Annotated in this window: 20 protein-coding genes; 13 read left to right on the top strand and 7 right to left on the bottom strand. The window is 58.3% G+C overall.

Features of this window, described 5'->3' with window-relative positions; all coding sequences use genetic code 11:
• Nucleotides 1-46 precede the first annotated feature (46 nt).
• The 4 genes from QMZ18_RS09280 (at nucleotide 47) to QMZ18_RS09265 (ending at nucleotide 6,701) form a co-directional block, all read left to right on the top strand.
• Nucleotides 47-2,887, top strand: coding sequence for a molybdopterin oxidoreductase family protein (locus QMZ18_RS09280; RefSeq protein ID WP_282605999.1), 2,841 nt, complete (start codon nucleotides 47-49; stop codon nucleotides 2,885-2,887).
• On the top strand, nucleotides 2,884-3,675 hold the full coding sequence (locus tag QMZ18_RS09275; RefSeq protein WP_282605998.1) for a 4Fe-4S dicluster domain-containing protein: 792 nt from the start codon (nucleotides 2,884-2,886) through the stop codon (nucleotides 3,673-3,675). The genes QMZ18_RS09280 and QMZ18_RS09275 overlap by 4 nt, the downstream gene beginning before the upstream one ends.
• 4 nt (nucleotides 3,676-3,679) lie before the next feature.
• A complete protein-coding gene (locus tag QMZ18_RS09270; protein ID WP_282605997.1) occupies nucleotides 3,680-4,603 on the top strand; it encodes a DmsC/YnfH family molybdoenzyme membrane anchor subunit in 924 nt (307 codons plus the stop codon).
• A 145-nt stretch (nucleotides 4,604-4,748) separates the two neighbouring features.
• Entirely contained in the window at nucleotides 4,749-6,701 is a 1,953-nt protein-coding gene (locus QMZ18_RS09265) for a SulP family inorganic anion transporter (RefSeq protein WP_282605996.1), read from the top strand.
• A 73-nt stretch (nucleotides 6,702-6,774) separates the two neighbouring features.
• Here QMZ18_RS09265 and QMZ18_RS09260 read toward each other — a convergent pair whose 3' ends face one another.
• A complete protein-coding gene (locus QMZ18_RS09260; RefSeq protein ID WP_282605995.1) occupies nucleotides 6,775-7,740 on the bottom strand; it encodes a D-glycerate dehydrogenase in 966 nt (321 codons plus the stop codon).
• Between the two features lie 550 nt (nucleotides 7,741-8,290).
• Between QMZ18_RS09260 and hemP the strand changes: the two genes are divergently transcribed.
• The 9 genes from hemP to QMZ18_RS09215 all read left to right on the top strand — a co-directional run bounded on the left by hemP (nucleotide 8,291) and on the right by QMZ18_RS09215 (nucleotide 17,584).
• Entirely contained in the window at nucleotides 8,291-8,434 is a 144-nt protein-coding gene (hemP, locus tag QMZ18_RS37035; protein ID WP_367575945.1) for a hemin uptake protein HemP, read from the top strand.
• A 153-nt stretch (nucleotides 8,435-8,587) separates the two neighbouring features.
• Nucleotides 8,588-10,822, top strand: coding sequence for a TonB-dependent hemoglobin/transferrin/lactoferrin family receptor (locus tag QMZ18_RS09250; protein WP_282605993.1), 2,235 nt, complete (start codon nucleotides 8,588-8,590; stop codon nucleotides 10,820-10,822).
• Nucleotides 10,823-10,868: 46 nt separating this feature from the next.
• Complete coding sequence (locus QMZ18_RS09245) at nucleotides 10,869-11,957, top strand: hemin-degrading factor (RefSeq protein ID WP_282605992.1); 1,089 nt, start codon at nucleotides 10,869-10,871, stop codon at nucleotides 11,955-11,957.
• Nucleotides 11,954-12,892 carry a hemin ABC transporter substrate-binding protein gene (locus QMZ18_RS09240; protein WP_282605991.1) on the top strand — a complete coding sequence of 313 codons (939 nt, stop codon included), beginning with the start codon at nucleotides 11,954-11,956 and terminating at the stop codon, nucleotides 12,890-12,892. The genes QMZ18_RS09245 and QMZ18_RS09240 overlap by 4 nt, the downstream gene beginning before the upstream one ends.
• Nucleotides 12,893-12,942: 50 nt before the next feature.
• A complete protein-coding gene (locus QMZ18_RS09235; protein ID WP_282605990.1) occupies nucleotides 12,943-14,112 on the top strand; it encodes an iron ABC transporter permease in 1,170 nt (389 codons plus the stop codon).
• Complete coding sequence (locus QMZ18_RS09230) at nucleotides 14,112-14,930, top strand: heme ABC transporter ATP-binding protein (protein WP_282605989.1); 819 nt, start codon at nucleotides 14,112-14,114, stop codon at nucleotides 14,928-14,930. The genes QMZ18_RS09235 and QMZ18_RS09230 overlap by 1 nt, the downstream gene beginning before the upstream one ends.
• Nucleotides 14,930-16,072: an energy transducer TonB gene (locus QMZ18_RS09225; protein WP_282605988.1), complete on the top strand. Its 1,143-nt coding sequence runs from the start codon at nucleotides 14,930-14,932 to the stop codon at nucleotides 16,070-16,072. The genes QMZ18_RS09230 and QMZ18_RS09225 overlap by 1 nt, the downstream gene beginning before the upstream one ends.
• Before the next feature lie 495 nt (nucleotides 16,073-16,567).
• Complete coding sequence (locus tag QMZ18_RS09220) at nucleotides 16,568-16,900, top strand: hypothetical protein (protein WP_282605987.1); 333 nt, start codon at nucleotides 16,568-16,570, stop codon at nucleotides 16,898-16,900.
• A 429-nt stretch (nucleotides 16,901-17,329) separates the two neighbouring features.
• A complete protein-coding gene (locus QMZ18_RS09215) occupies nucleotides 17,330-17,584 on the top strand; it encodes a bacterioferritin-associated ferredoxin (RefSeq protein ID WP_282605986.1) in 255 nt (84 codons plus the stop codon).
• Between the two features lie 15 nt (nucleotides 17,585-17,599).
• On the opposite strand, the gene QMZ18_RS09210 is transcribed toward QMZ18_RS09215, so the two are convergent.
• The 6 genes from QMZ18_RS09210 to QMZ18_RS09185 all read right to left on the bottom strand — a co-directional run bounded on the left by QMZ18_RS09210 (nucleotide 17,600) and on the right by QMZ18_RS09185 (nucleotide 24,762).
• The gene (locus tag QMZ18_RS09210) at nucleotides 17,600-18,808 is read right to left on the bottom strand and encodes an efflux RND transporter periplasmic adaptor subunit (protein ID WP_282605985.1); all 1,209 of its coding nucleotides are present in this window, start codon (nucleotides 18,806-18,808) and stop codon (nucleotides 17,600-17,602) included.
• 7 nt (nucleotides 18,809-18,815) lie between these two features.
• Nucleotides 18,816-21,182 (bottom strand): ABC transporter permease, encoded by a 2,367-nt coding sequence (locus tag QMZ18_RS09205; RefSeq protein ID WP_282605984.1) that lies wholly within the window; start codon nucleotides 21,180-21,182, stop codon nucleotides 18,816-18,818.
• A 13-nt stretch (nucleotides 21,183-21,195) separates the two neighbouring features.
• A complete protein-coding gene (locus QMZ18_RS09200) occupies nucleotides 21,196-21,939 on the bottom strand; it encodes an ABC transporter ATP-binding protein (protein WP_282605983.1) in 744 nt (247 codons plus the stop codon).
• 279 nt (nucleotides 21,940-22,218) lie between these two features.
• Complete coding sequence (gene bfr, locus QMZ18_RS09195) at nucleotides 22,219-22,698, bottom strand: bacterioferritin (protein WP_282605982.1); 480 nt, start codon at nucleotides 22,696-22,698, stop codon at nucleotides 22,219-22,221.
• A 213-nt stretch (nucleotides 22,699-22,911) separates the two neighbouring features.
• A complete protein-coding gene (locus QMZ18_RS09190) occupies nucleotides 22,912-24,255 on the bottom strand; it encodes a TRAP transporter large permease (protein WP_282605981.1) in 1,344 nt (447 codons plus the stop codon).
• A gap of 3 nt (nucleotides 24,256-24,258) precedes the next feature.
• On the bottom strand, nucleotides 24,259-24,762 hold the full coding sequence (locus QMZ18_RS09185) for a TRAP transporter small permease (protein ID WP_282605980.1): 504 nt from the start codon (nucleotides 24,760-24,762) through the stop codon (nucleotides 24,259-24,261).
• Nucleotides 24,763-24,781: the final 19 nt, after the last annotated feature.

Raw genomic sequence — 24,781 nt, 5'->3', positions numbered from 1 at the left:
CATTGGCGGGCGGATGCGCGCGCCTCAGCGGGGGAGGATGGTACGCATGAGCCTGTTTGAACGAGAGCCGGTGGAGACATCTCCCAAAGTCTCTGACGAGGTCCGCAAGACGACCTGTTACATGTGCGCCTGCCGCTGCGGCATCAACGTGCATCTGCGTGACAACAAGGTCCGCTACATTGAAGGCAACCGTGATCACCCGGTCAACAAAGGTGTTCTCTGTGCCAAGGGTTCTGCCGGAATCATGCAGCACTATTCGCCTGCACGCCTGCGCAAGCCGCTGAAGCGTGTCGGCCCGCGCGGCAAGGGTGAATTTCAGGAAATCGAGTGGGACGAGGCGCTCGGTCTTGCGACCTCCTGGTTGAAGGATATTCGTGAATCCGATCCGAAACGCCTCGCATTCTTCACCGGCCGGGATCAGAGCCAGTCGCTAACCGGCTTTTGGGCGCAAGCCTACGGTACGCCGAACTACGCTGCCCATGGCGGTTTTTGTTCGGTGAATATGGCTGCCGCCGGTATCTACACCATGGGCGGCGCCTTCTGGGAATTCGGTCAGCCGGATTGGGAACGCTCCAAGATGTTCATGATTTTCGGTGTCGCCGAGGATCACGATTCCAACCCGATCAAGATGGGCTTAAGCCGACTCAAAGAGCGCGGTGCCAAAATCGTCGGCGTGAACCCGGTGCGCACCGGCTACAACGCCATTGCCGATGAATGGGTGGGGATTACGCCGGGAACGGACGGTCTGTTTATCCTGGCGCTCATTCATGAGCTGCTGCGCGCGGGAAAGGTCGATCTCGACTACTTGATTCGCTACACCAATGCGCCCTGGCTGGTGATCCGTGATCCGGATGCCAATGATCATGGCCTCTTCGCGCGCAATGAAGACGGCGAAGCTTTGGTCTGGGACAGGGCTTCCAACAGTTGCGTCTCGCACAAGCAGTCCGGTGTAAAACCCAGCCTTAAGGGTGAGGTGACTCTGCCTGATGGCCGTAAAGCGGTGCCGTCATTCGAATTGCTGGCGGAAAAGTATCTCGACGGTGCCTACGCACCGGACGCCGTGACCGAACAGACAGGTGTTCCCGCTGCACAGATCAAGCGCCTGGCCGCTGAACTGGCACGCACCGCCTTCGAAGAAGAAATCGTTATCGAGCAGCCCTGGACCGACATGAAGGGCGAGCGCCACGAACAGATGATCGGCCGCCCGGTCGCGTTCCATGCCATGCGCGGAATCTCCGCCCATTCGAACGGTTTCCAGACCTGCCGTTCCCTGCATCTGCTACAGATCCTGTTGGGTTCCATCGAGTGTCCGGGCGGTTTCCGTTTCAAACCGCCCTATCCCAAGCCAATGGAAGCCCATCCCAAGCCACACGCGGAATATGCGGCCAACAGCCCGCTTCCGGGTCCGCATCTGGGTTATCCGCGCGGACCGGAAGATCTCGCTATCAACGAGGACGGCAGCTGCAAGCGCATCGATAAGGCCTTTTCCTGGGATGCGCCCATGTCGGTGCACGGCATGATGCACATGGTGATCTCGAACGCCTATGCCGGGGATCCCTATCCGGTTGACGTCCTGTTCATGTACATGGCGAACATGTCGTGGAATTCCTCGATGAATTCGCGCGGTGTGATGGAGATGCTGGAGGCCAAGGACGACAACGGCGAGTACGTCATTCCCAAAATCATCTATTCGGATGCCTATTCTTCCGAGATGGTCGCCTACGCCGATCTGGTTCTGCCGGACACGACCTACCTTGAACGGCACGACTGCATTTCTCTGCTCGACCGGCCGATCTGCGAGCCTGACGCGGCGGCGGATTCGATCCGCTGGCCTGTGGTGGAGCCGGACCGCGATGTGCGGGGGTTCCAGTCGGTCATGATCGATCTCGGCGCACGGCTGGGTTTGCCTGGCTTTGTCAACGAGGACGGGTCCGCCAAGTTCAGCGACTACGCTGACTACATCGTCAATCACGAGCGCAAGCCGGGCATCGGCCCACTGTCGGGATGGCGTGGCGAAAACGCCGACGAGGCAGGCCGTGGCAAGCCCAACCCCGATCAGCTCAAGCGTTACATCGAGAACGGTGGTTTCTGGATCGAGCATATTCCTGCCGAAGCCCAGTACTTCAAGCACGCCAATGCCGGTTATCAGGACTGGGCCGTCGGCATGGGTTTCTACGATGCGCCGCAGCCGGTCATCTTCCAGCTTTATCTGGAGCCACTCCGGAAGTTCCAGTTGACGGCGGAAGGCAAAGCGGACCAGAAACCGCCCGAGCATCTTAAGGCGCGCATTCGCGATTGTTTCGATCCGCTGCCGATTTGGTATGCCCCATTTGAAGGCGAACAGATTGACGAAGCGGAGTATCCTCTGCACGCCATTACCCAGCGTCCGGCCGCGATGTACCACTCCTGGGGTTCGCAGAACGCCTGGCTGCGACAGATCCACGGCACCAATCCCATGTATGTGCCCGGTGAAGTTTGCGATGCGCAGGGACTGGAAGACGGCGATTGGGCCTGGGTGATTTCTCACCATGGCCGCATCAAGGTTCCGGTCATGCGGATGGACGCCGTGAATGCCAAAACCCTCTGGACCTGGAACGCGATTGGTAAACGCGGCGGTGCCTGGGGTTTGTCGTCCGATGCACCTGAAGCCAAAAAGGGCTTCCTGCTAAACCATTTGATTCACGAACTGCTGCCGGCCAAGGGCGATGGCATGCGCTGGTCCAACTCCGATCCGATCACCGGCCAGGCCGCATGGTATGACCTGCGGGTCCGTGTCGAAAAGGCGGAGCCGGGTGATGAACTGAGCGAGCCCCGGGTCGAAGCCCAGAAGGGACCCGCCCAACCCGGTCCTTCGGAACTGCGCTATGGGAAGGAGTGGACGAAATGACAACTTTGCCCGCTCAAACCGACAAATCACTCGGTCTGGTCATCGACCTGGACGTCTGCGTTGGCTGTCACGCCTGCGTGGTGAACTGCAAAGAGTGGAACACCGGCGGCTACGGCGCGCCGTTGTCAGACCAAAACCCTTATGGTGCAGATCCGGTCGGCTCTTGGCTCAACCGGATCCATACTTTCGAGGTCGATGCCTCGCAAGGCGGGGGGTGTTCGGGGTCCGAGGCCCAGATTCTTGCCGATGGCAAGGATACCCGGGTTGTTCACTTTCCGAAGTCCTGTCTGCATTGCGAGGACGCGCCTTGCGTAACCGTCTGCCCAACCGGCGCCAGCTATAAGCGCAGCGAAGACGGCATCGTTCTGGTCAACGAGGACTGGTGTATCGGCTGTGGACTTTGCGCCTGGTCTTGTCCTTACGGCGCCCGGGAAATGGACGCCGCCGAAGGGGTCATGAAAAAGTGCACGCTCTGCGTCGACCGGATCTACAACGAAAACTTGCCGGAAGAAGACCGGGAACCCGCTTGCGTACGGACCTGTCCCGCTAATGCCCGGCACTTCGGCGATTTCAGCGATCCAAATTCCAACGTTTCGGTGATGGTCGCCGAGCGCGGCGGAATGGACCTGATGCCCGAGCAGGGGACCAAGCCGGTCAACAAGTACCTGCCGCCCCGGCCAAAAACGTCTCCCGTCCAGAGCGCGCCCAGCGATCTGGTCGCACTGGCTGAACCTGAAGCCAAGGGCTTCCTGGGTTGGCTCGATGCCGCTCTAGAGAAAATGGGGTAAGACAATGCATCCTGCTTCCTCGATTATTGTTTTCACCACCTTCTCCGGCATGGGCTTCGGCCTGATTGCCATGCTCGGTCTTGGCGCCGCACCCAGTGACGGGACGGCAGGTTTCGTTACCTGTGCCCTGGCATTCATATTGACCAGCGTGGGTTTGGCGTCTTCGACCTTTCACCTTGGGCATCCGGAGCGGGCCTGGCGCGCATTAAGCCAGTGGCGGTCGTCCTGGCTGTCGCGCGAAGGCGCTCTCGCCGCTGTGACCCTTGGGCTATTCGCCATTTATGCGGTGCTTTGGATCTTTGCTGATGACCGGGTGGCCCCCATCGGCGTTTTGCTGACGGTTCTCTCGATCGTGACGGTGTACGCCACTGCGATGATCTACGGGTCTTTGAAGACCGTGCCGCGCTGGCAAACGGGTCTGACGCCGCTGTGCTACCTTCTGTTTGCCGCCGCCGGTGGCGCGCTCCTGGCTGCCGCGCTATCGAGCCTGTTGGGAGCCTTCTCCGAAACAGCTGTATTAACCGCGCTGGGCCTTATGGTCGTCGCCTGGGTAGCCAAATTCGTCTGGTGGGGCCGCGCGGACCGCACGACACTCGGTTCGAACGGCTCTTCGCCGGAGACCGCGACCGGCCTTGGCCATATCGGCAAGGTGCGATTGCTTGAAGCGCCACATTCCTCGCCGAACTATTTGATGAAAGAGATGGTTTACCGCGTCGGCCGCAAGCATGCCCGCAAACTGCGCCTCTTGGCCGTTGCCCTGGGCGGCGCGGTCCCGGTGCTTGGTCTCTTGGCCGCGATTGCATTGGACGGGGGCGCATTTTTCCTGGTGGTGGCGGTGCTGTCGCATCTGATCGGGATGTTGGCGGAACGCTGGTTGTTCTTCGCAGAAGCGGAGCATTCAGTGTCCCTTTACTACGGACATAGATAATGAGGTGCAGCGTCCCTCTTTTCGGGCGCGAGGAATTTGAATATCTGAATCCGGAGCGAGGTCGTTTTTGACGGAAACGGTCAGGATCGTGGATCGCTCTCTCATCTATCGACCAAGAGCCTGATTGCCGGAAAGGGATCGGCGAGTGAGTTTCAGCAGTGAGTTTTTCAGCAGGGCGCTGCCCTGCTTGACCTGGCTTCCATCAGTTGACAGGGGGACTCTGCGCGCCGATCTTTTTGCCGGTTTCACCAACGCAACGATCGTTTTGCCCCAGGCGATCGCATTCGCCACGATCGCCGGCCTTCCACCCGAGTTCGGAATCTATACGGCAATGATCACGCCGATCGTTGCTGCGATCTTCGGCTCTTCGATGGTAATGATCTCCGGGCCGACAACGGCGATCTCTGCCGTTGTCTTCAATGCGCTTTACCTCAAGCACGACCCCGGCTCTGCCGCTTTTATCGAATCGGCCCTTATCCTCACTCTTCTTGTCGGAGCATTCCAGCTCGCGCTCGGCGTGGCCAAGCTTGGCCGTCTCGTGACCTTTGTCTCGCATTCCGTCCTGGTTGGCTTCACCGCTGCCGCGGCAGTGCTCATCGGTATCAGTCAGATGGGCGATGTGCTTGGAGTCCAAGTGGCGCGCGGGGGAACCGTGGTCGAGCGCGCCTACAATCTCGTGACGTCTGTCGACGTGGTGAACTGGCGATCGATCGTGATTGCCGTTTTCACATTGATTCTGGTTCTTGTGTTCCGCAGGATTTCCGTGCGCCTGCCTGGCTTCATGCTCGCGCTGATTGGCGGTGGGCTACTCGCTTGGTTGCTGGACGCCAGGGAGAATGGTGTCTCGATGGTCGGGGAGCTGCCTTCGATTACGCCGAGTTTTTATCTCCCGAACGTGACGCTGGAGAGCGCCGGCAGCCTGTCGGAAAGTGCGTTCGCTATTGCACTGATTGCGTTACTTGAGGCCGTTTCCATCGGCCGGGCGTTCGCGACTCGGACACATACGCGCTTTAATGCGAATCAGGAGATCATCGGACAGGGGATGTCGAACCTTGTGGGCGGGTTGTTCCAGGCCTATCCAGGTTCCGGATCCTTTACCCGCAGCGGCGTTAACTACGAGGCCGGCGCCAAGACCCCGATATCGGCCATTATCTCCTCGATACTGCTGGGAGGCATGCTGTTTTTCGTGGCGCCTCTGGTCAGCCTGACGCCCCTGCCTGCTATGGCCGGTATCATTCTCTACGTCGCCTGGAAGCTAATCGACCGCAAGGAAATCCGGCACGTCCTGCGCTCCAGCCGCTCCGACAGTGCCGTTGTAATCGCGACGATCCTGGCCGGCTTGTTCGTGCGCCTTGAATTCGCGATTTATGTCGGCGTGATTCTCTCCCTCCTGATTTTCCTCTCGAACTCCGCACGGCCGAAGCTGGCGATCAGTTCACCGGACCCCGGCAGCACCCGGCGAAGTTTCCGCAACGTCATTGCGCACAGTCTGGTGGAATGTCCTGAAATCGTCTTCGCGCGCATCGATGGAGCGGTCTATTTTGGGTCGGTAGAGACCATTGAGGCAGAATTCCGCAAGCTGGAACGCGACCACGCCGGTCAGCTTCATCTGGTGCTGGTACTCAAGGGAGTCGGCGAGATCGATCTGGCGGCCGCGGATATGATGGTTGAGGAACACCTACGCCGTCAGGCGCGTGGCGGTGCATTGTACATTGTTGCGCGCTACCCTCCGATGTTGAAGCGTCTGCGTAAGCTGCGGGTTATTGAAACAATCGGTGCGGAGAACGTCTTCGAGAGCAAGGGGACCGCGATCGAGCAGTTGGTTTCTCGGCTCGCTGACGATACCTGCCGGAATTGTTCGGCACGGGTCTTCCTGGAATGCAAAGGCAGGCCCGGTGCGCCCGAGCTTGAACCCCGCACGCCTGAAGCGGAGGAAGCCAAAATCATCGAAGCACTTGCCAATGCCCGTGAGGAAGAGCTGGCGGCAGTATCGGATGCAGCTGCTGCGCCGGTCGGTCAGGACGAGGCCCCCCCGGCGAACGATGAGTCCGACGAAGCCACCTCTAAGCGTCCACCGGCAGCCGCAGCTGACGCCTGATCACTTTTTCCAATAGGTTTGAGGCCGATCAGATGATCCGGCCGCTCTATTCAAGCGACTCGGTCGCTTGGGTTTAAGCGACCCGGTCGCCTGGTTCCCGGCCGGCGAAAACGGCATCCAGGTTATCGATGGCCCGGAACCCCATAGCATCGCGCGTGTCTTTGGTCGCTGATCCGACGTGCGGCAGCATAAAGACGTTGTCCAACCTGCTCAGTTCCGGATTGCCGCCCGGCTCGTCACAAAATACGTCCAGCCCGGCAGCAAAAAGGCCCCCATTCTTTAGGGCGTCAATCAGTGCAGCTTCGTCGATCAATGGTCCTCTTGCCGTATTGACCAGTACGGCGTCGTTTGGCAATAAGGCAAGGCGTTCGGCGTTCATCAGACCCTTGGTTTCGGGGGTCGAGGGACAGTGCAGGGACAGAACATCGCAGTTTGGTAGCAGGTCCTCGACCGTCTCATGAAAGATCGCACCCTGTTCGAGGTCCTGTGGCAAGCGGCGGCGGTTACTGTAGTGAATCTCCATTCCGAAACCTCGGCCGCGCATTGCCATCACTTGACCGACCCTGCCCATACCGATGATTCCCAAGCGTTTGCCCGTCGTCTGTACGCCGACCATGAAAGCCGGGCTCCAGAAATCCCACCGGCCTTCCCGAACCATTCTGTCACCTTCACTCGCTCTCCGTGCCGCGCCCAGCATGCAGAGGATCGCGATTTCAGCCGTCGCGTCAGACAGGACATCCGGCGTGTTTGTGACGATCACACCTTTTTCTTTGGCTGCCGTTAGGTCCACGTGATCGACCCCCACGGAGTGATTGGCAATGACCTTCAGGCGTTCCGGCAGCGCCGCAATGACCTCGGCAGAGAAGAGTTCAGAGTGGCAGGGAATCACCGCATCTACTGACTGGCATTTGGAAACCAGTTCGCTTTGATCGAACACCCGGTCTTCAAGGTTGAAAACCGGATTGTAGTTCTTCTCCAGGCGCGCATGGACGGCATCGGTCAATCGGCGGGTGACCAGGACAACGGGGCGGTCGGACATCGGTGTCTTCTCCTGCTTATCTGGGGGCTTGCTTCTGCAGCGCGGGGACTGCGCGGCGCAGTGATCAGTTTCTGTGCTGATCTTCAGGTTTGACCCTCGACCGTCAGATTACGGATTGCTGGCGCGCAGACAAGCAAGCCGGCGTGTGAATTCTGCATCGTGGGATGTGGGCTGCGTTACAGACCAGTATTCAACCAGAACCTGTAAATACTGGCGACACCTAGCGTGAAGTGACCACTTCTAAGCTAATTGCGAAGTGAGCGTTATTTAAACATTGCAAGTGCGAGTCATTCTCATTATTGATTGAGTCGAAGTGAGAGTTGCGGCGACCGGGCTCCGCATCGTTGGGTGCCGGTCACCAAGAACCCTCATGTTTGAGGAGAACAAATAAGGTCCCGCAACTCGTTGCTGTGGAGCGGCAATGCTGGAAAAGCCCGAGCGTAGACTCGGCTTCAGTGCGAAATCGAGCTGCGGGAAAAGTCAGGAAGACAATATGACTGTGAAGCCGAAGGAAAGCGGGCGCAATCCGCTCCATCTCGATGGAGTGGGTATGCCGAACCTTTCTTCGCGCAAGATTAAAATGTTGCACAGCCGGGACCTCTTTGCCGATTCCAATGAAGTCGTGATTGAACATGACGGCGAGCACTACCGGTTACGTGCCACCAAGAAAGGGAAATTGATTCTTACCAAATGAACCCAGCCGGCCAGGTTTTGCAGGCCCGGCGAAACGTTCATTTGGCAATAAAACGACGCGTTACGAAGTCCAAGCCAGCCACCCAAGGCCAAGCCGCTTTCGCAAGCCAGCCAGGACACGACATCCAAAGCTTAAAGCCAAGGGGAAGCATTTATGGCTGGTTTCATTCGCCCGAAGAACACGGGCGCGGCGATGACCGTATCGATTATCGGATCCTGTCTTATCTCGGTCGCCGTTCAGGCTCAAGACGGCCTTAAGCCCAGTGAGCCTTTGTCGCTCGTCGACGGACGACCGGAAGGCCAGGGCGAGATAGTCCCGGCAAAAGAACTTGCTCAGAACGACACGGCGAAAAAGGACTCCGAAAGCGGCGCGGTCACTTACGACAAGATCCTGGATCCGATTTCGGTCACCGCGACCCGTAATCCGATCAAGGCTTTCGAATACCCAGGCATGGTCTCGGTCATCGGTCGAGAGGAGATTCAAAGCCGGCAGGCTTCGACACCTGACGACATCCTGCGGTTCGTTCCCAATGTCGAGTTTACGGGCGGGCCGCGCCGTACGGGCGAAGTGCCAAGTATCCGCGGTTTCGATGGCCCAGATGTCATTGTTTTGATCGATGGCGCACGGCAGAATTTCGGTTCGGCCCACGATGGCCGCTTTTTCATCGACCCCAGTCTATTGAAGCAGGTCGAAGTCCTGCGCGGCCCTGCGTCTTCACTCTATGGCAGCGGCGGCACAGGCGGTGTGATCGAATTCCGGACCATCGATGCGAGCGACTATTTGGCCGCAGACGAAACCTTCGGCCTGTCAGCGTCGACCGGCTATCAGACCGTTAACCGGGAAACGAGCGGGACGGTGACCGGTTATGCCACGCCGATCGAAGGTCTCGATTTTATCGGCAGTGTAACCCGGCGGGATTCCGGCTCCATCGAGTTGGGCGACGGCACCGAGCTGGACAACACCGACGATGAAATCATCTCCGGCTTGTTTAAGGGAAGCTACGAGTTTGCCGAGTACCACCGCATCGAAGGCTCTTTCACCACCTTCCGCAACGATGCACAGGAACCCAACAACGGTCAGGCCATAAGCGATGAGGTCTTCGACAAAGAGGTTCTGTCAGACACCTACCGGGTTGCCTACAGCTACAAGGATCCCGACAACGATCTGATCAATCTGGACTTCCTGGCCTACTACACTGATCTGCAGGTTGATGAAGTTGAGTTGGATCCGACGACTTTCGCAGTAACCGGCGCGCTCTTGGAGCGTGATGTCGAAACCATCGGTTTCCGCCTCGACAACCGGTCTAATCTGACGCTCTCGGAAGATCTCGCGGTAACATTCACCTACGGCGCGGAGTACTACGAGGACGAGCAGGACGGCGCTCAGGGTTCTGCGGAGCGGGGCGGCGTGCCGGATGCAGAAGACAGTTTTACGGGCATCTATTCTCAAGCGGAAATTACATTTTCTGAGCCTTTCGGAGTCATCCCGGGTGACCTCCTGATCATTCCGGGCCTTAGGTTCGACAGTTACGAGGTGTCCAGTTCGGTCTCGGACAGCAACACAGAGACTGCGCTCTCTCCCAGACTCGGTGTCAGCTATCTGCCGACCGACTGGCTCCTCGTATTCGCCAACTATGCCGAGGCCTTCCGCGCACCTACGTTTGACGATCTCTTCACGACGGGTGTGCATTTTCAGATTCCTATCGGTCCTGGCATCACCAATCGTTTCGTACCAAACAGCGATCTGAAGCCACAGAAAACCAAGACCATCGAGTTCGGAGGTGGCGTGACCTTTGAGGATCTGGTGGATGCCGGCGATCAATTTCAGGTCAAGGCATCCCACTTCCTTATCTGGGGTGACGACTTCATCGATACAGCGGTCGATCAACCAACACCCTTTGTCGACTGTAATCCCTTCATTCCAGGGAATTGCGATGGTACGACGACGACCTTCAATGTGCCCGAAGCAAAGCTATGGGGCTCAGAGATCGAAGCTTCTTACGAAAGCGAGCGCTTCCTGGTGTCTCTGGGTTTCTCACGAATTGATGGTGAGAACGAAGAGACAGGCGAAAAACTGGGCACTCTGACGCCTGACGAAGTGACCCTCAACACCGCTGTGAAGCTGCCTGAGATCAACTCTCTGGTTGGCTGGCGCGTGCTGGCTGCCGATAAATTTGACGAGGTCGACACGCAGGCCGAGGAGCGCGACGGCTACGCGGTCCACGACATCTACTTTTCATGGCAGCCGTCCGACGACGTGTTGAGCGGTCTGAGGCTCGATCTGGGGATCGATAACGTTTTCGACAAATCCTACGCACGGGTCAACACCAACGCACTGGAACCGGGTCGTAACTTCAAAGGCCTCGTCAGTTATTCGCTGAAATGGTGAGGACGAAGATGTTCAGAACGAGCGTTGTAGCGAAAGGAAGAACAGAATGACCGAAACTGTCGTCATTGACGAAATGGAGCTCAGTGATATCGACGTGTTAGAGCTCAAAACCCGATGGCAGGTCCTAAGAGCGACGGAGCCGCAGCTGCGTGCACGGGATGCGGCCGGGCGGCTGGGCGTTTCCGAAGGCGAGTTGGTGGCTTGTCGCTGTGGCGAAGATGTCAGGCGTCTTGTGGGCCGATGGGGTGAGATTATCAAGAGCTTCCCGAACCTCGGGCAGGTGATGGTGCTGACCCGCAACGATCATGCGGTTCACGAAAAGGTCGGCGTGTTCGACAAGATTTCGATCTTCAAGTCCATGGGCCTCGTTCTGGATGAAGATATCGACCTTCGGCTGTTCCTGGACCACTGGCGTAGCGGTTACGCGGTTACGGAAGAGACCCGCAGCGGAGTGCGCCACAGTCTGCAGTTCTTCGATCTGGACGGAACCGCCGTGCACAAAGTCTACTTGCGCGAGGACAGCGACCGGCAGGCCTATGAAGCCTTAGTGGCGGAGTATCTCGATCCAAATCAGGAACCTGGACTGGAGGTCTCGGCGTTACCGGCACGCCAGCCTGAACGCCCTGACCCCGAGATCGATCCCGCGGAGCTGCGCAAGCGTTGGCGCGAATTGCAGGACGTGCACGATTTTCATGCGATGCTGAAGGACTTGGGTGTTGGCCGTGTTCAGGCTTTCAGGTTGGTCGGCGAAGATTTTGCCTATCGAGTCGATCCCACCAGTTTCCGGTCTGCTCTAGAGACGGCCTCCAGCACCTGCACGCCGCTCATGATCTTTACCGGCAACCCGGGCGTTATTCAGATTCATACCGGTCCGGTGCAGAAACTGAAGGCTTTCGGGCCCTGGTTCAACGTTCTGGACGAAGGCTTCAACCTGCATCTGCGTATGGATTCGATTGCTGCGGCCTGGGTCATCCGCAAGCCGACCCGTGATGGCGTCGTGACGTCGCTCGAGATCTTCGATTCCAGAGATGATCAGATTGCCTGGATGTTCGGCAAACGCAAACCCGGTGAGCTGGAGCGGGATGACTGGCGGAGCTTGATTGCCGCTTTTGAGCCCTACGGAGAGATAGTGTGAGCTTGCTGTACAGTCTTGTGAGGCTGCGTGTTGCCGCTGTGTTCGCGGCTTCGCTAGCCATCCAATCCCAGGTAGCCTTTGCACAGTCGCCGATGGTCGATGCGACCGGCAATAGCCTCGTGATCGCAGACAGTGGCTCGGTGGTGTCGGTCGGAGGCTCGGTCACGGAGATCGTCTATGCGCTTGGACTCGCGGATCGTGTTCTCGCCGTCGATTCCACCAGTCTTTTTCCGGCCGAGGCTACAGACTTACCGAATGTCGGCTATATGAGGCAATTGGCAGCCGAACCCATCCTGGCCATGGGGCCTTCGCTCATTCTGGCCGTGGAGGACTCCGGTCCGCCCGCCGTGCTCGAGCAACTGCGTGACGCCGGCCAACAGATCGTCCTGGTGCCTGACGACCCGACACCACAGGGAATTTCGAACAAGATTCGACTGATTGCCGACGCAATGGCTGTATCGGAAAAGGGTCTGGCGCTATCCCGCAAGGTCGAGAGCGACCTCAAGCATTTGAAGCAAGCGGTCGCCGATGTCGGAACCAGGCCGAAGGTATTGTTTTTGCTTTCCATCGGTAACGGTGGAGCACCACTGGCGGCTGGAAATGAAACATCGGCGGCCGGGATTATTGAACTTGCGGGTGGAGTGAACGCGGTCGATGCCTTTAAAGGCTACAAGGCTCTGTCGCCAGAAGCGCTGGTTGAAGCAGCGCCAGATGTGTTGCTGGTAACCAACCGTTCACTGACCCTGTTGGGCGGATCAGAAAACCTGATGCAGGTTCCAGAAATCGCCGAAACCCCGGCGGGCCGGGATGGACGGATCGTTTCGATGGATGGCCTTCTGCTCCTTGGTTTTGGTCCCCGTACGCCTTTGGCGATCGAACAGCTTGCCGCAAAGCTGCATCCGGACTTTGCCGGTGCAATGAAAAAGGAACCGTAATTGTCCAGATATGTACCGCGTTAGGTTCATGACAAACAGTGTGAGGGGTTATGGCAATTAGTAGTCTGGCTGCCGGCCAGGTTATGACGATCGCTCTGAGACGTCGGCAGCGGACGACCCTTTTTCTCTGGGCCCTTGCGGGTTTGTTGCTGGTCGGTTTCGTGGTTTCCGTTGGCTGGGGGGCCGTCGGCATATCGCTGCCTCAAATCATCGCCATTTTTGGCCACGCTCTGGGATTGCTAAGCGAACACGCCGTCGATGATGCCGGGTTCCAGAACTCGTTGTGGGCCTTCGGCCGGCGGGAAGAGACGGTTCTGCTTGCGATCCGTTTGCCTCGAGCCTGCCTGGCGATCCTGGTCGGAGCCGCGCTCGCTGTGTCCGGGGCGGCTCTACAGGGTCTATTTCGGAATCCGTTGGCGGACCCCGGGCTGATCGGTGTTTCAACCGGCGCCGCTTTGGCGGCGGCGACAACAATTGTATTGGGCAATAGTCTTGCGATAGTTCTGGGCCAGTTCTTTGGTTTCGAACCCCAAGTCCCCGGCACCTCGCCGTTCTCGTTTCTGGCCTTGCCGCTTGCCGCCTTTTGCGGTGGCCTCATCTCAACATTTCTGGTGTATCGCATTGCCAGTCATGCTGGGCAAACTGACGTCGCAACCATGCTGCTTGCAGGTGTCGCCATGAATGCCATCTCGGCGGCCGGGGTTGGTCTGCTGATCTTCCTGAGCAACGATCAACAGCTACGCGACCTCAATTTCTGGATGTTAGGCAGTCTTGGCGGCGTGACCTGGACAAAAATCCTGACAGTCGCTCCCTTCATTGCCGGTGCAACCATCGTATTGTCGCTATTTGCCAGGCATCTCAATGCGCTCCTGCTCGGTGAACGTGAAGCCCAACACCTTGGCTTTCAGATTCAATGGACAAAGCGCGCGGTGGTTCTGCTCGTTGCACTCGCAACGGGAGCCTCGGTAGCGATTACCGGTGTTATCGGTTTCGTTGGTCTCGTAGTGCCGCATCTGGTGCGACTGACACTGGGCGCGGATCATAAGACCCTGCTGCCGGCTTCAATTTTGCTGGGTGCCAGCCTGATGCTTTTCGCCGATCTGGCCGCGCGCTCCGTTGCTCTTCCCGCCGAGCTACCGATCGGCATCCTGACCAGTTGTGTCGGCGGCCCATTCTTTCTTTGGCTGCTGGTGCGGTCCCGTTCCAAGGGAGGCTGGTAGTGCTCGAAGTCAAGAATATCAAGGTTGAGCTTGGCGGGTCCAATATCTTGAATGATGTGTCTCTTAGCGTTGCTGCGGGAGAACTGCTGTCGGTTGTCGGCCCCAACGGCGCCGGTAAATCGACGTTGTTTTCCGTTATGTCGGGCGCTTTCAAGCCACAAGCCGGCTCAGCATTTCTCGAGGGCAGGGCCATGGCGGACTGGCCGGCCGAGGCGCTGGCCCGCAGACGCGCGGTCTTACCGCAGCATTCGGAACTCACCTTTCCCTTCCGCGTTCTGGAGGTGGTCTTGCTTGGCCGCTCGCCCCACGCCGGCTTCAGCGACCAGGGCAAGGACTTGACCATTGCGCGCTTAGCACTGCTGGAAACGGAAACCCTGCATCTGGTGGATCGCGTCTATACGACGCTGTCCGGCGGAGAGCGTCAGCGTGTGCAGCTGGCACGGGTTTTAACGCAGATAGAATTCAGTGATTCTGATGTGAAGGGCCGACAGGTCGAACAAGCGGTGAAAGAAACAGGTGGCCGTTTTCTTCTATTGGATGAACCAACATCAAGTTTGGATCCCTCCCACCAGCACGCGACCCTTCAGGCTGCGGTGCGAGCGTGCGGGCGTGGGATCGGAGTGGTCGCGGTTCTGCACGACCTGAACCTAGCCGCAATGTACGCGGACCGCATTGTGATGCTGAAGGAGGGGAAGGTGGTGGCTCAGGGCAAGCCCGTCGAAGTTCTGACGGAGGGGCTCATCGAGACGGTGTTCGAGTTGCCGGTGAGCGTCATGGCGCACCCGAGGCGTGGCTGTCCTTTTGTGGTTGCTGCCTGATGACCGATCTTACATTTCAGGACGCCGGCACTTTGATGTCTGAAGATCGCGAAGATGGTCACCTGGCCGCTTTGTGTCTTGCTGTCCTGGTTTCGTTTGCAATTCATTGTGCTATGCTTTTCTTTCTGCCCGGCCAGCAAGACAGCGGGGTTGCGAACTTCGGTCAGGGTGGAACGGTGATCTCTCTCGGCCCTTCCGGACGCGAAGCAGGGGGTGAAGTTGCTACGGCAGAAGGAGACCCTGACGCGCCTGAGGAAGTGGCTGCGAGCGAACTGCAGGCTGTCGAGGCCTTCGAGTCTACGGAAGCCATCGACGCTGAAGAGCTTACGCCTGTACTTGAAGCTGATCTGTTAAGGGAGCAAGAGGCGCTTGATAGCCCAGAGATCCATCAACCCGAACCCGCCGAGCAACCCGCGCTGGCCGAGGCGGTTGAGTTGGAACCTGACGCTTCTACAATTTCTGAACCGCTTCTAACCGACACTGACGAAATCCAGACGGCAGAAGTTGTACCTGTCCAGGAAGATCTGACCCAGGCGGCGGCCTCAATAGCCCCGCCCGTCCCGAAACGCCGGCCCTTGATCGAGAAAAAAATACCACCTCCGGCACTGCAAAAGACCGAGAAAGTTGCCGCGCCTCGAAAGAACAAGCAACTGCGCAAAACGCTCAGCGCGGCAGAGCCGACGCAGGACGCTAAATCGCAAGACGCAGTGGAGCAGGTAAAAAAAGGCTCCGCCGAAGGTCAGGATGCGACTGCCAGCGAAAACCAGGTCGCAGGAGAGGGGGGACGTTCAGGCCATTCCGGGCAAAGTGAAATCGGACAGGGTGACAATACTCCAGGCGGCGGCAGACCCGGGGCCGATAGTGATTATTACAAACAGGTCCTGGCCTGGTTGGAGAAACACAAACGTTATCCGCGCCGCTCCAAACTCAGGAACGAAGAGGGGGTTGTCTTGTTGCACTTCGTTGTTACACGCGACGGATCGGTCACCCTCTTCTCCATCAAGGAGAGTTCCGGCCACAAGCGCCTGGATAAGGAGGCACTCGGTATGATCGAGCGGGCGCAGCCTCTGCCGGCCATGCCGGGTGACATGCGGCAAGCCAAGCTTGATTTGGTCATACCGGTGAAATTTCAGCTTCGATAACTGACGAGCCTGCTTGATCTGGATCGCGACCTGAATGACAGCACGGGACCGGATCGCTCGATTTTCCGGCGCTTCCCAAATGACTTTTCGTGACCACGACCAGGGCACGCCGACGTATTTCGTTCTCGGAGGCAAAAAAAACCGCGCAGGTGTAACCCACGCGGACCAGATTTCGATTAAGCGCTCCCTGTTTGGCGCGCCGGGCGGCGTGGACGGTTGTAACCCGCCCTATGCACCAGCCCCACCCCTCGATCTCACCCGACAAGGCTGGCGCCTCATCGACTTGGCGATAGTCCTACACCAAACGAACTCATTTGTCAGCGTTTTATCCAGTTGGTGGAGCCGCGCGGACCGTTATTCGCGCGAATCATCATGTTTTCGCCTGCGGCCTCCAATTGGCGCAATGCTTCAGTGTAGAACAGAGGCTGCCCTTGGAGGTGTGGTGTCCGAGCACGCAGGATTATGAGATCCGCAACGCTGAGGAAGGAGCAAGCCGTGCCTCCGCATGTGGTTTGCGAGGCGGAAACCCGCTTCCATCATCTCTCCTGTGCCATCTGCCTTGATCAGCCATTCTGCAAGCGAGCGCGCCAGCAGGGGTTGCCGGTTTTGACAGGCGGCGACGAAACAGACGACGCTGACTTCATCGGCCCCAAGGTAAGAACAGCAAGGCTGATGATAGCAGATTCTCCGGCGCGCATTGCATTGCAGCGCCTTCAGCAGCCCGGCGAAACCGGAAAGGGCATCGCGCCCGTCCTGGGGGCCGAGCTGGCGTGCAAACTCATTCCAGACGAAATTCCATTGGTCTCCAGTGTTCTGCTTAAGGCCTGAAACCCAGCGGCGAAAGGACCAGACAATGAACTGTTCGGCGGGAGCGAGCTCCGCCGTGGATGTGGGCCATGGCATCTCGGCTTTGTCAGTCTGTGAAATAGGCAATCTTTGCTCCCGGCGTTCGGTCGGTCCCACCGCATTGCTTGGATGCCAAGCGCATTGGTGTGGGCGTTTGAGTATCGTATTAAGAATGATTATCATTATCAAATTATTTAGATAGAAAACTTGTCTTCCGACGCCTTGGCAAGTGCCTCATAAAGAATCTTAAAAAAAATGCAATTGACAATCATTCTTAACGTTTCCACATTATAGGAATGCTGGAGCCTGGGCGTTTCATCTTTGTTCAAGATGGGATGTGTGTCGGTCTCTCGTTCAACGTGGCAGAGCGCCTTACGAGCGATTTAGCGAAGGGCTCTCTTGGAGATATGAATGTACGTCTGTCTTTGTAACGGATATCGAGATTCTGAAATCAGCGAAGTTGCCCGTAGCGGTGTTCGTTGCGCCCGGCGCGCCTATTTCGAAATGGGAAGCGGGCCGCGTTGTGGTCAATGCCTGGAGATGGCTCAGGATATCATCGACGAGGTCCACGAAGAAAAGACGCCCTTAAGGCACGCTCAATCCATGGAAGCGGGCCAGCCCACGCCCCGCGCTAAATACAATCACGGTGTTTCCAGCCAAACTTAACTGAGTCTGTGCCCGTCACTCCCGCAGGATGATCCGTCGGCCGTCGACGACCTGATCGGAGGGATGCAGGACGACCGATTCACCTTCCGCCAGACCATCGAGGATCTGAACCGCAAGTCCGGTGCGGTGGCCCAGTGTCACTTTGCGTAGAGCCGCCCGGCCTTCATGCAGCGCAAAAACCGACCAGTGCACGCCATTACGGAATGGCGCGGTTGACGGCACCTGTAAGACCTCCTGGTTTTCCCAAAGAACGACATCGACTTCGACCCGGTAACCATGACCGAGCCGGGACCAATCTTGCGGCGGATCCTCGAGATCGATGATGACATTAACCCGTTGTTCCTCGATCCCGAGCGCTGAGATCTTCGTAAAACCGTATGGTTCGACGCGTTGAACCCGTCCGGTGAGGGGTTTGGCGCCACCCCAGGCATCGATGATCACGCGTTGACCAGCCTCGATCTTGACTGCATCCTCGGATAGGAAATCGGCCTCGATCTCGAGTGCTTGCGGGTCGCCGATCTCTGCCAGCGCCTCGCCGGCACCGACGACACCCTCACTCTCATGCAGGATCTTGAGAATACGCCCGCTGACCGGTGCAGTGATCGCCACGCACTCGCAGATTCCGCCTTCCGCGCGAACTTGAACCGGCGAGAGCAGGCGCGAGCGCGTCTGTTGCAGCTCCCAGTCGCGCATGCGTAAACGGGCCTTTGCGGTTTCGACGGCGGCTGATTTGGTGCGAAAGTCGCGCTCGGCGTCGTCGAGCCGGCGCTGTGTGATGGTGCCGGATTTGATCAGACGCCGGGCCCGGCTGAGTTCGGTTGTCGAGAAGTCCTGCTCGGCTTCGGCTTTATCCACTTCTGCCAGCGCCAGATGCTGGGCAGCCAGGGCGGTCTCGACCGCAGCCTCGGCTTCGGCTTCGCTGCGGCGATCGAGGAAGGCGGGATCGACCGGTTCGATCTGCGCGACAACTGTCTCGCCGGCGACCACCCGGTCACCGACTTCCAGATCGATGCGCAGGGCGCGCCCGGCGATCGGTGCCGAGAGCACGAAGACATCCATGATCCTGGTTTCGGCCTCCTCATCGAGGGTCACCACCAGGGGCGCGCGCTCAACCTGGGCCAGATCGACCGGCAAGGGTTTCGGCCAGAAAGCATAGGCAAGTCCAACCGCCAGGGCCAGGCCTGCCGGGCTCCAGATCACTACGCGTCGTGACAGATTCGACACTTTTGAGTTACTCCCGTGTCTTGAGGACTTCGATCAGGTCGAGTTGATCGAGCCGACGCCTGACCAGCAAGCCGGACAGTAAGGTGGAGACCAGCGTTGTCGCCACCGCCACACCAAAGGTTGCGGGCGTGATTGCCAGAGGCACTCGAAACAGCTCGCTCTCGAAGCCAAGAGATATGAACCAGGCGAGGGTGAGGCCAAAAAGGCAGCCCAAAGGCAATGCAATGGCGATCAGCAGGCCGGTTTCACCCAGCAGGATGTATGAGATTTCCCATCGACTGAAGCCAAGCACCCGAAGTGTGGCGAGCTCGCGTCCGCGCTCCGAGAGAGCGATGCGTGCGGCATTGTAGACCACGCCGACAGACAGCGTACTGGCAAAAACAATGAAGAAACCGACGAAAACAAGCAGCGAACGCCCCATGGTTTCGTTGAAGCGATCGACCAAAGCCCGCCGCAACGCGACGGCTGCGACCTCTGGCAGGTCTTTCAATTCGGCAAAGAGCGTAACTTCTTGAGTGCGGTCGACGAGGAGGGCGAGCGTGGCGACCCGGTGCGGCTCGCGCATTATGCGGTTAAGGGCCTCTAACTCCATGTATGCAGGCATGCCGAAATATGTTTCAAAGACTCCTGCGACGGTCAGTTGTGTATTCGGTCGCCGCCCCTCCAGTACTTCGACCCAAACCTGATCGCCGACGCTGACGGCGAGTTTTTGAGCCAGCATTTCAGATAGGATCAAGCCGTCTGGCGGCGGCCGTACGATGCCACCGTCGGCATCATAGACGACCTGCAGACGGGCGTCGGCGCTGATCCCCTCGATCGACCCGCGATGACGCCGTGTCCCACTGTGGAACGACGCCACGACAGTGCGGCTGCCTTCGGCGGCGAGTACGCCTGGAAGCGTGGCGAATTCCAGGGCAACGCGTTGGCCCTGGGCTTCGGACAGACCCACGGTCATATCCTGCCGTTGGGCTTGAAAGAAGTCGATGTCAATCATGTGATCGATTGCATCGACCCAGTGCAATGAGGTGATCATCACCGCGACTGCGAGCCCGACACCGGTAATGGTGGCGGCGGCACGCAGCGGCCAGCGAAGAACCTGACGAAAAATCATACGTGTCGGCTGGTCGATCCAGTTGCGTGCGCTGCGGCCACGTCCTGAGGCAGAACCGTGGTGGCGAAAGGATGGTGGCGCGGGCGGCTGCATGGCCTCTGCCGGCGACAGGCTTACCGCTCCGCGCACGGCGATCATGGCGCCGGCAAGCGACGCAGCCAGGCTGACCAATGCAGCGGTCGCAAAGGAATCCGGCCCTGGCCGAAACAACAGAAAGGGAAAATGAAAGAGTTCTGCATAGATTCCCGTGTTGTAGCGGCCCAGCCAAAATCCGAGTGCCCAGCCCAGAAGAACGCCCAAGGCAGTCATGGCCACTGCCATCTTTGCGTAATGCCATCCGACCGCGAAATTGCTGTAACCGAAGGCCTTCAGCAGACCAATCTCGCTGCGTTCGATGGCGATCAACCGTGCCAGAATCATGTTGGTCAGAAAGGCTGCGACCAAGAGGAAGATAGACGGAAGGATCCTGGCCATGGAGCGCAGCTGCTCCAGCTCATTCATCAGGAACCAATGCGAAATCTGATCTTTTCGTTCATAAGCTCCGATTCCACCGTACCGCGCCAATAGGAGGTCGAGGCGCTCCACGACGTCTTTAGGATTGGTTCCGCGTAGAAGGGACAAGGTGACGTTATTAAAGGCGCCATCCAGGTCGTAGGCCGCTTCCATTGTCTTCCGGCCGATCCAGAAAACGCCGTAGCGCTGGTCATCGGGCATCAGTGCGCCCGGCCCGATGGCATAGACAAACTCAGGCGAAAGCGCCATGCCGACGATGGTCATTTTTCGCTTATTGCCACGCATGATCACTGACACTTGGTCGCCGAGCTCCAGTCCATGGCTTTCGGCGAAGGGGGTGCTGACAATGACCTGATCGTCCCGGTTCGGTGCCACCCAGCGCCCGCGCTCGAGAGCGAGGCGGTTGAGAATCGGTTGCCCTTCTTCGGGCAGAGAGACCAGAACCGCCATCACCGGCTCCGCGAAACCGGAGACATCGATCACAGCCTGCTCGGTGATCCGGGTTTCGGCCGCCTGGACGCCCGGAATTGCCTCAATCCGATGGGCCAACGGCGCCGGTGCCCGTTTCACGTCGGCGAAGACTCCTGCAAAGCGGTAACGTTCGTAGTAGGCATCCGCTGTTTCGCGCAAGGCTTCCAACGAAGTCAGGGACATGACCAGGAGCGCGATCCCGGATGCAACGATGAGGGCAATAGCAATCACCTGGCCTCTGAGGCGCCAGAGATCGCGTATTAGCTTTCTATCGAGCATGTTCATGCGCCGGTTACCACTGCAGCTCCTCCGGGTCGCACCGCTCTGAATTGACGCGCACTTCGACAATCCGGCCGTCGCCAAAGGACACCACGCGATCTGCCATGTCGGCGATCGCCGCATTGTGGGTGATTAGCGCAGTGGTGGTCCCGAGTTCCCGATTGACCTGCTGAATGGCGCGCAACACCAGGATCCCGGTCTTGCTGTCGAGCGCGCCGGTCGGTTCATCGCAAAGCAAGACCTTCGGCCGTTTGGCGATTGCACGGGCGATCGCAACGCGCTGTTGCTCGCCACCGGAGAGCTGCGCGGGAAAGTGATCCAGCCGATCGTCCAAGGCGACCAACCCCAAGGCTTCGGCTGGATCGAGCGGCGCCTGTGCGATCTCGGTTACCAGAGCGACGTTCTCCAGCGCGGTCAGGCTTGGGATTAGGTTATAAAACTGAAAGACGAAACCGACGTAGTCGCGGCGGTAACGGGTCAGCGCCGATTCGCCATAACTGGTCAAAACCTGATCGTAAAAGGTCACCTCTCCCGCTGTTGGCTGGTCGAGACCACCGAGGATGTTGAGTAGAGTCGATTTGCCGCTGCCCGACGGCCCGAGGAAGACAACCAATTCACCCTCGAAGAGCTCGAGGTCGATGCCGCGCAGGGCTTGAACTTCAACCTCGCCGGTGCGGTAAAGCTTTGTCAGACCGCGTGTCGCGAGCGTGACAACAGGCGAGCCGGTGGGCGCGGCGACGGGAGCTGTCTGGTCCATCGCGATTGATCTCGCAGAAGGCAAGGCAAAGGTTTCGGCGCAATCTCCTTTGCTGACGGAGACCGCACCACGCCATTATTGCTAGATCAACGGCGCCCGTTTGGCTTTGATGCAAATCAACCGGAGATTCAAATTGAACGAGCTGGCGTGTCTCCAGGCCGTTCAATGTGCGTGCGCGCGGCGATCGCGTGCTCACCAACTGACGAAGAGCCGGAGCCCCAATGGGAAAAGCGGGGTGAGTGCCGATACCAGGCCTGCACCTCCTGGCCTATGGGGCGTTCAGTCTTCGGCGGGACTGCTTTGGAGCTGCGTGTAATTCTCGATACCCATGCGCTCAATCATATCGAATTGCGTCTCGATGAAATCGATGTGTTCTTCTTCGCTGCTCAGGATCTCGCGAAAGAGGTGGCGCGTGGCGTAGTCGCCGACCTTCTCGCAATGGGCGATGCCGTCGCGCAGCGTCGGAAGGGCGTCATGCTCGAGCTTCAGGTCGCACTCCAGGATCTCTTTGACACTCTCTCCGATCATGAGCTTTCCGAGATCCTGAAGATTCGGCAGGCCGTCCAGAAACAGGATCCGCTCAATCAACTCGTCGGCGTGCTTCATCTCATCGATGGATTCTTCGTACTCGTGCTTGGCGAGCTTTGAGACACCCCAATCCTTGAGCATTCTCGAATGCAGAAAATACTGATTGATTGCCGTAAGTTCGTTCTTGAGCGCTGCGTTCAGGAACTCGATGACTTTTTTGTCGCCTTTCATCTCACCACCTCGCTGTTCGAATCCGCTTTCGCCCTAACTATCTTCACTTGTGAAGGAAGCCAGGCGACGGATTTTTGCGTCTTTTAAATTGTCGTTAGAAACTCGGAAGCCAGAGCCTGGAAGAATAGAGTTTAATTTGGTTTTTAACAAGAAAAAATGAATAGAATCAATTGGATAGATGAGAATGAAACGCAATAACCATGATAATGATTGTCATTGCCACATGGAGTTGGGAAGCAGTAGCGAGAGCACAGGAAATGCGACCAGCAGGGCGAGCACGACGATATCCATAGCGAGGAACCTGAGGATGCCTGCAAAGATGCGCTCCAGGGGCACCTCGCTGCCGACGACACTGGAAATAACGAAGACATTCAGTCCGACCGGTGGTGTGATCAGACCGATCTCCAGCAGCTTCACCACCACCACGCCAAACCAGATCAGGTCGAGTCCCATACCCTCGACCAGCGGCACGACAAAGGGCAGGGTGAGAACCATGATGCCAAGAGGATCCAGGAACATTCCCATGGCCAGATAGATGGCTACGATCGCAAGGAGCACCAGCCACGGAGCCAGCTGCGATGCTTCCACCGAGCCGACCAGCGTGGGTGCGATGCCGGTCAGAGCGATGAAGGCGACGAACATCTTTGCACTGGCCGCGATGAAGAAGATTGCCGAGGTTTGGGTCACCGTCTCCCACATTGCGGACTTGAAGTCGGCGAGCGACAGGCGCCGTTGCAGGACGCTGATCAGCAACGTGATGGACAGGCTGATTGCGGCGGCTTCAGTGGCGGTAAAGACGCCGCCGTAAATACCGCCGATCACAATGGCGAACAGCAAAAAGGCCGGCCAGGCCTTGAAAGCGGCGCTGCTGCGTTCTTCAGTTGTGATGGCTGAACCGGGCGCGGGACCGGCGCCCGGATCCCGTTTAACCCAGATATAGATGACCACCAGGAAACCCAGCAGTGACAGCAGCCCGGGGATGACGCCGGCCAGGAACAGCTTGTTGATCGAGGTCTCGGTGAAGATCCCATAGATAATGAACAGGACGCTGGGTGGAATGAGAGAGCCGAGCGTTCCCCCGGCGGCGACCGAGGAGGTTGCCAGCCTTGGATCGTAGTTGAAGCGCAGCATCTCGGGAACGCAGATCCGTCCCATGGCCGAGGCGCAGGCAACACTGGAGCCGGTGATCGCGGAAAATCCGCCGCAGCCGATGATCGAGGCCATGGCCACGCCACCGGGAATCCGCGCCAGCCAGATCCGTGCTGCATGGTAGATGTCAGTGGTGATTCCAGCCCGGTAGGCGACATGGCCCAGCGCGATAAAGAGCGGAACCATGCTGAGGTTATAGGAGTGAATCAGTTCGAAGGTGTTGGAAAAGAGGATCGTTGTGGTCGGCCGGATCGCACGGACCAGATCGAAGTTTCCCGATTTTGTCGCAAAGAACAGAAGTGTGCAGATAGCCGCCATGCCTGCCAATGCAAAGGCGATGGGCACTCGAATGGCGAGTAGAAGCAAAACGACGAGGAAGCCCGCCGCGCCGAGAACGATGGGATCCACCTGCTAAACTTTCCCCGAATGACCGGCACTCGACCCTGCACGCCAGGCTGCTTTAAGATCGCTTGCGGTGAGGAGACAAAGCCGGAGCACAAAAAAGAACAGCCCCACAAAAAATGCCATTTTTCCGGGCCACTCCGGCAGCTCGAGATCGCCAAAGAAATAGGTCTCGGATTCGTATGCGTACACGAATTCGTGCCAGGCAGCGTAGGTAAGCGGTAAGAGCGCGAGGAACCCGAACGCGGTTCCAAAGGCCATGAGATAGATCTGGGTGCGCCGGCCAAGCCGGTTATACAGAACCTCGACCGCGATGTGACTTCGGCTGCTGGTCACATAGGCAAGCGGCAAGATGATCGCGCCGATCATGAGCTCCTGCACGATCGTAACGTCGTCCGGAATACCCCACCCCAAAAGCCAGCGGGAGACGACGGTGCCGGTTATGACGAGACAGAGACCAATCACACAGAGAGCCGCAACGCCGGAAAGAGCGCGTTCGACAATTCCAAGCATCACACTGCTCCCCGTGTCA

This window comes from Pelagibius sp. Alg239-R121, assembly GCF_947331435.1.
In the GTDB taxonomy this organism is placed as follows: Bacteria; Pseudomonadota; Alphaproteobacteria; order Kiloniellales; family Kiloniellaceae; genus Denitrobaculum.
Note: the sequence above shows the minus strand (reverse complement) of the source record. Positions and strands in the feature narration are given on the sequence as shown.

Excerpts from the sequence above, each read along its gene's own strand:
- QMZ18_RS09280 (WP_282605999.1), top strand. The coding sequence starts at position 47 with ATGAGCCTGTTTGAACGAGAGCCGGTGGAGACATCTCCCAAAGTCTCT.
- QMZ18_RS09275 (WP_282605998.1), top strand. The coding sequence starts at position 2,884 with ATGACAACTTTGCCCGCTCAAACCGACAAATCACTCGGTCTGGTCATC.
- QMZ18_RS09270 (WP_282605997.1), top strand. The coding sequence starts at position 3,680 with ATGCATCCTGCTTCCTCGATTATTGTTTTCACCACCTTCTCCGGCATG.
- QMZ18_RS09260 (WP_282605995.1), bottom strand. The coding sequence starts at position 7,740 with ATGTCCGACCGCCCCGTTGTCCTGGTCACCCGCCGATTGACCGATGCC.
- hemP (WP_367575945.1), top strand. The coding sequence starts at position 8,291 with ATGCCGAACCTTTCTTCGCGCAAGATTAAAATGTTGCACAGCCGGGAC.
- QMZ18_RS09250 (WP_282605993.1), top strand. The coding sequence starts at position 8,588 with ATGGCTGGTTTCATTCGCCCGAAGAACACGGGCGCGGCGATGACCGTA.
- QMZ18_RS09245 (WP_282605992.1), top strand. The coding sequence starts at position 10,869 with ATGACCGAAACTGTCGTCATTGACGAAATGGAGCTCAGTGATATCGAC.
- QMZ18_RS09235 (WP_282605990.1), top strand. The coding sequence starts at position 12,943 with ATGGCAATTAGTAGTCTGGCTGCCGGCCAGGTTATGACGATCGCTCTG.
- QMZ18_RS09225 (WP_282605988.1), top strand. The coding sequence starts at position 14,930 with ATGACCGATCTTACATTTCAGGACGCCGGCACTTTGATGTCTGAAGAT.
- QMZ18_RS09215 (WP_282605986.1), top strand. The coding sequence starts at position 17,330 with ATGTACGTCTGTCTTTGTAACGGATATCGAGATTCTGAAATCAGCGAA.
- QMZ18_RS09205 (WP_282605984.1), bottom strand. The coding sequence starts at position 21,182 with ATGCTCGATAGAAAGCTAATACGCGATCTCTGGCGCCTCAGAGGCCAG.
- QMZ18_RS09200 (WP_282605983.1), bottom strand. The coding sequence starts at position 21,939 with ATGGACCAGACAGCTCCCGTCGCCGCGCCCACCGGCTCGCCTGTTGTC.
- bfr (WP_282605982.1), bottom strand. The coding sequence starts at position 22,698 with ATGAAAGGCGACAAAAAAGTCATCGAGTTCCTGAACGCAGCGCTCAAG.
- QMZ18_RS09185 (WP_282605980.1), bottom strand. The coding sequence starts at position 24,762 with ATGCTTGGAATTGTCGAACGCGCTCTTTCCGGCGTTGCGGCTCTCTGT.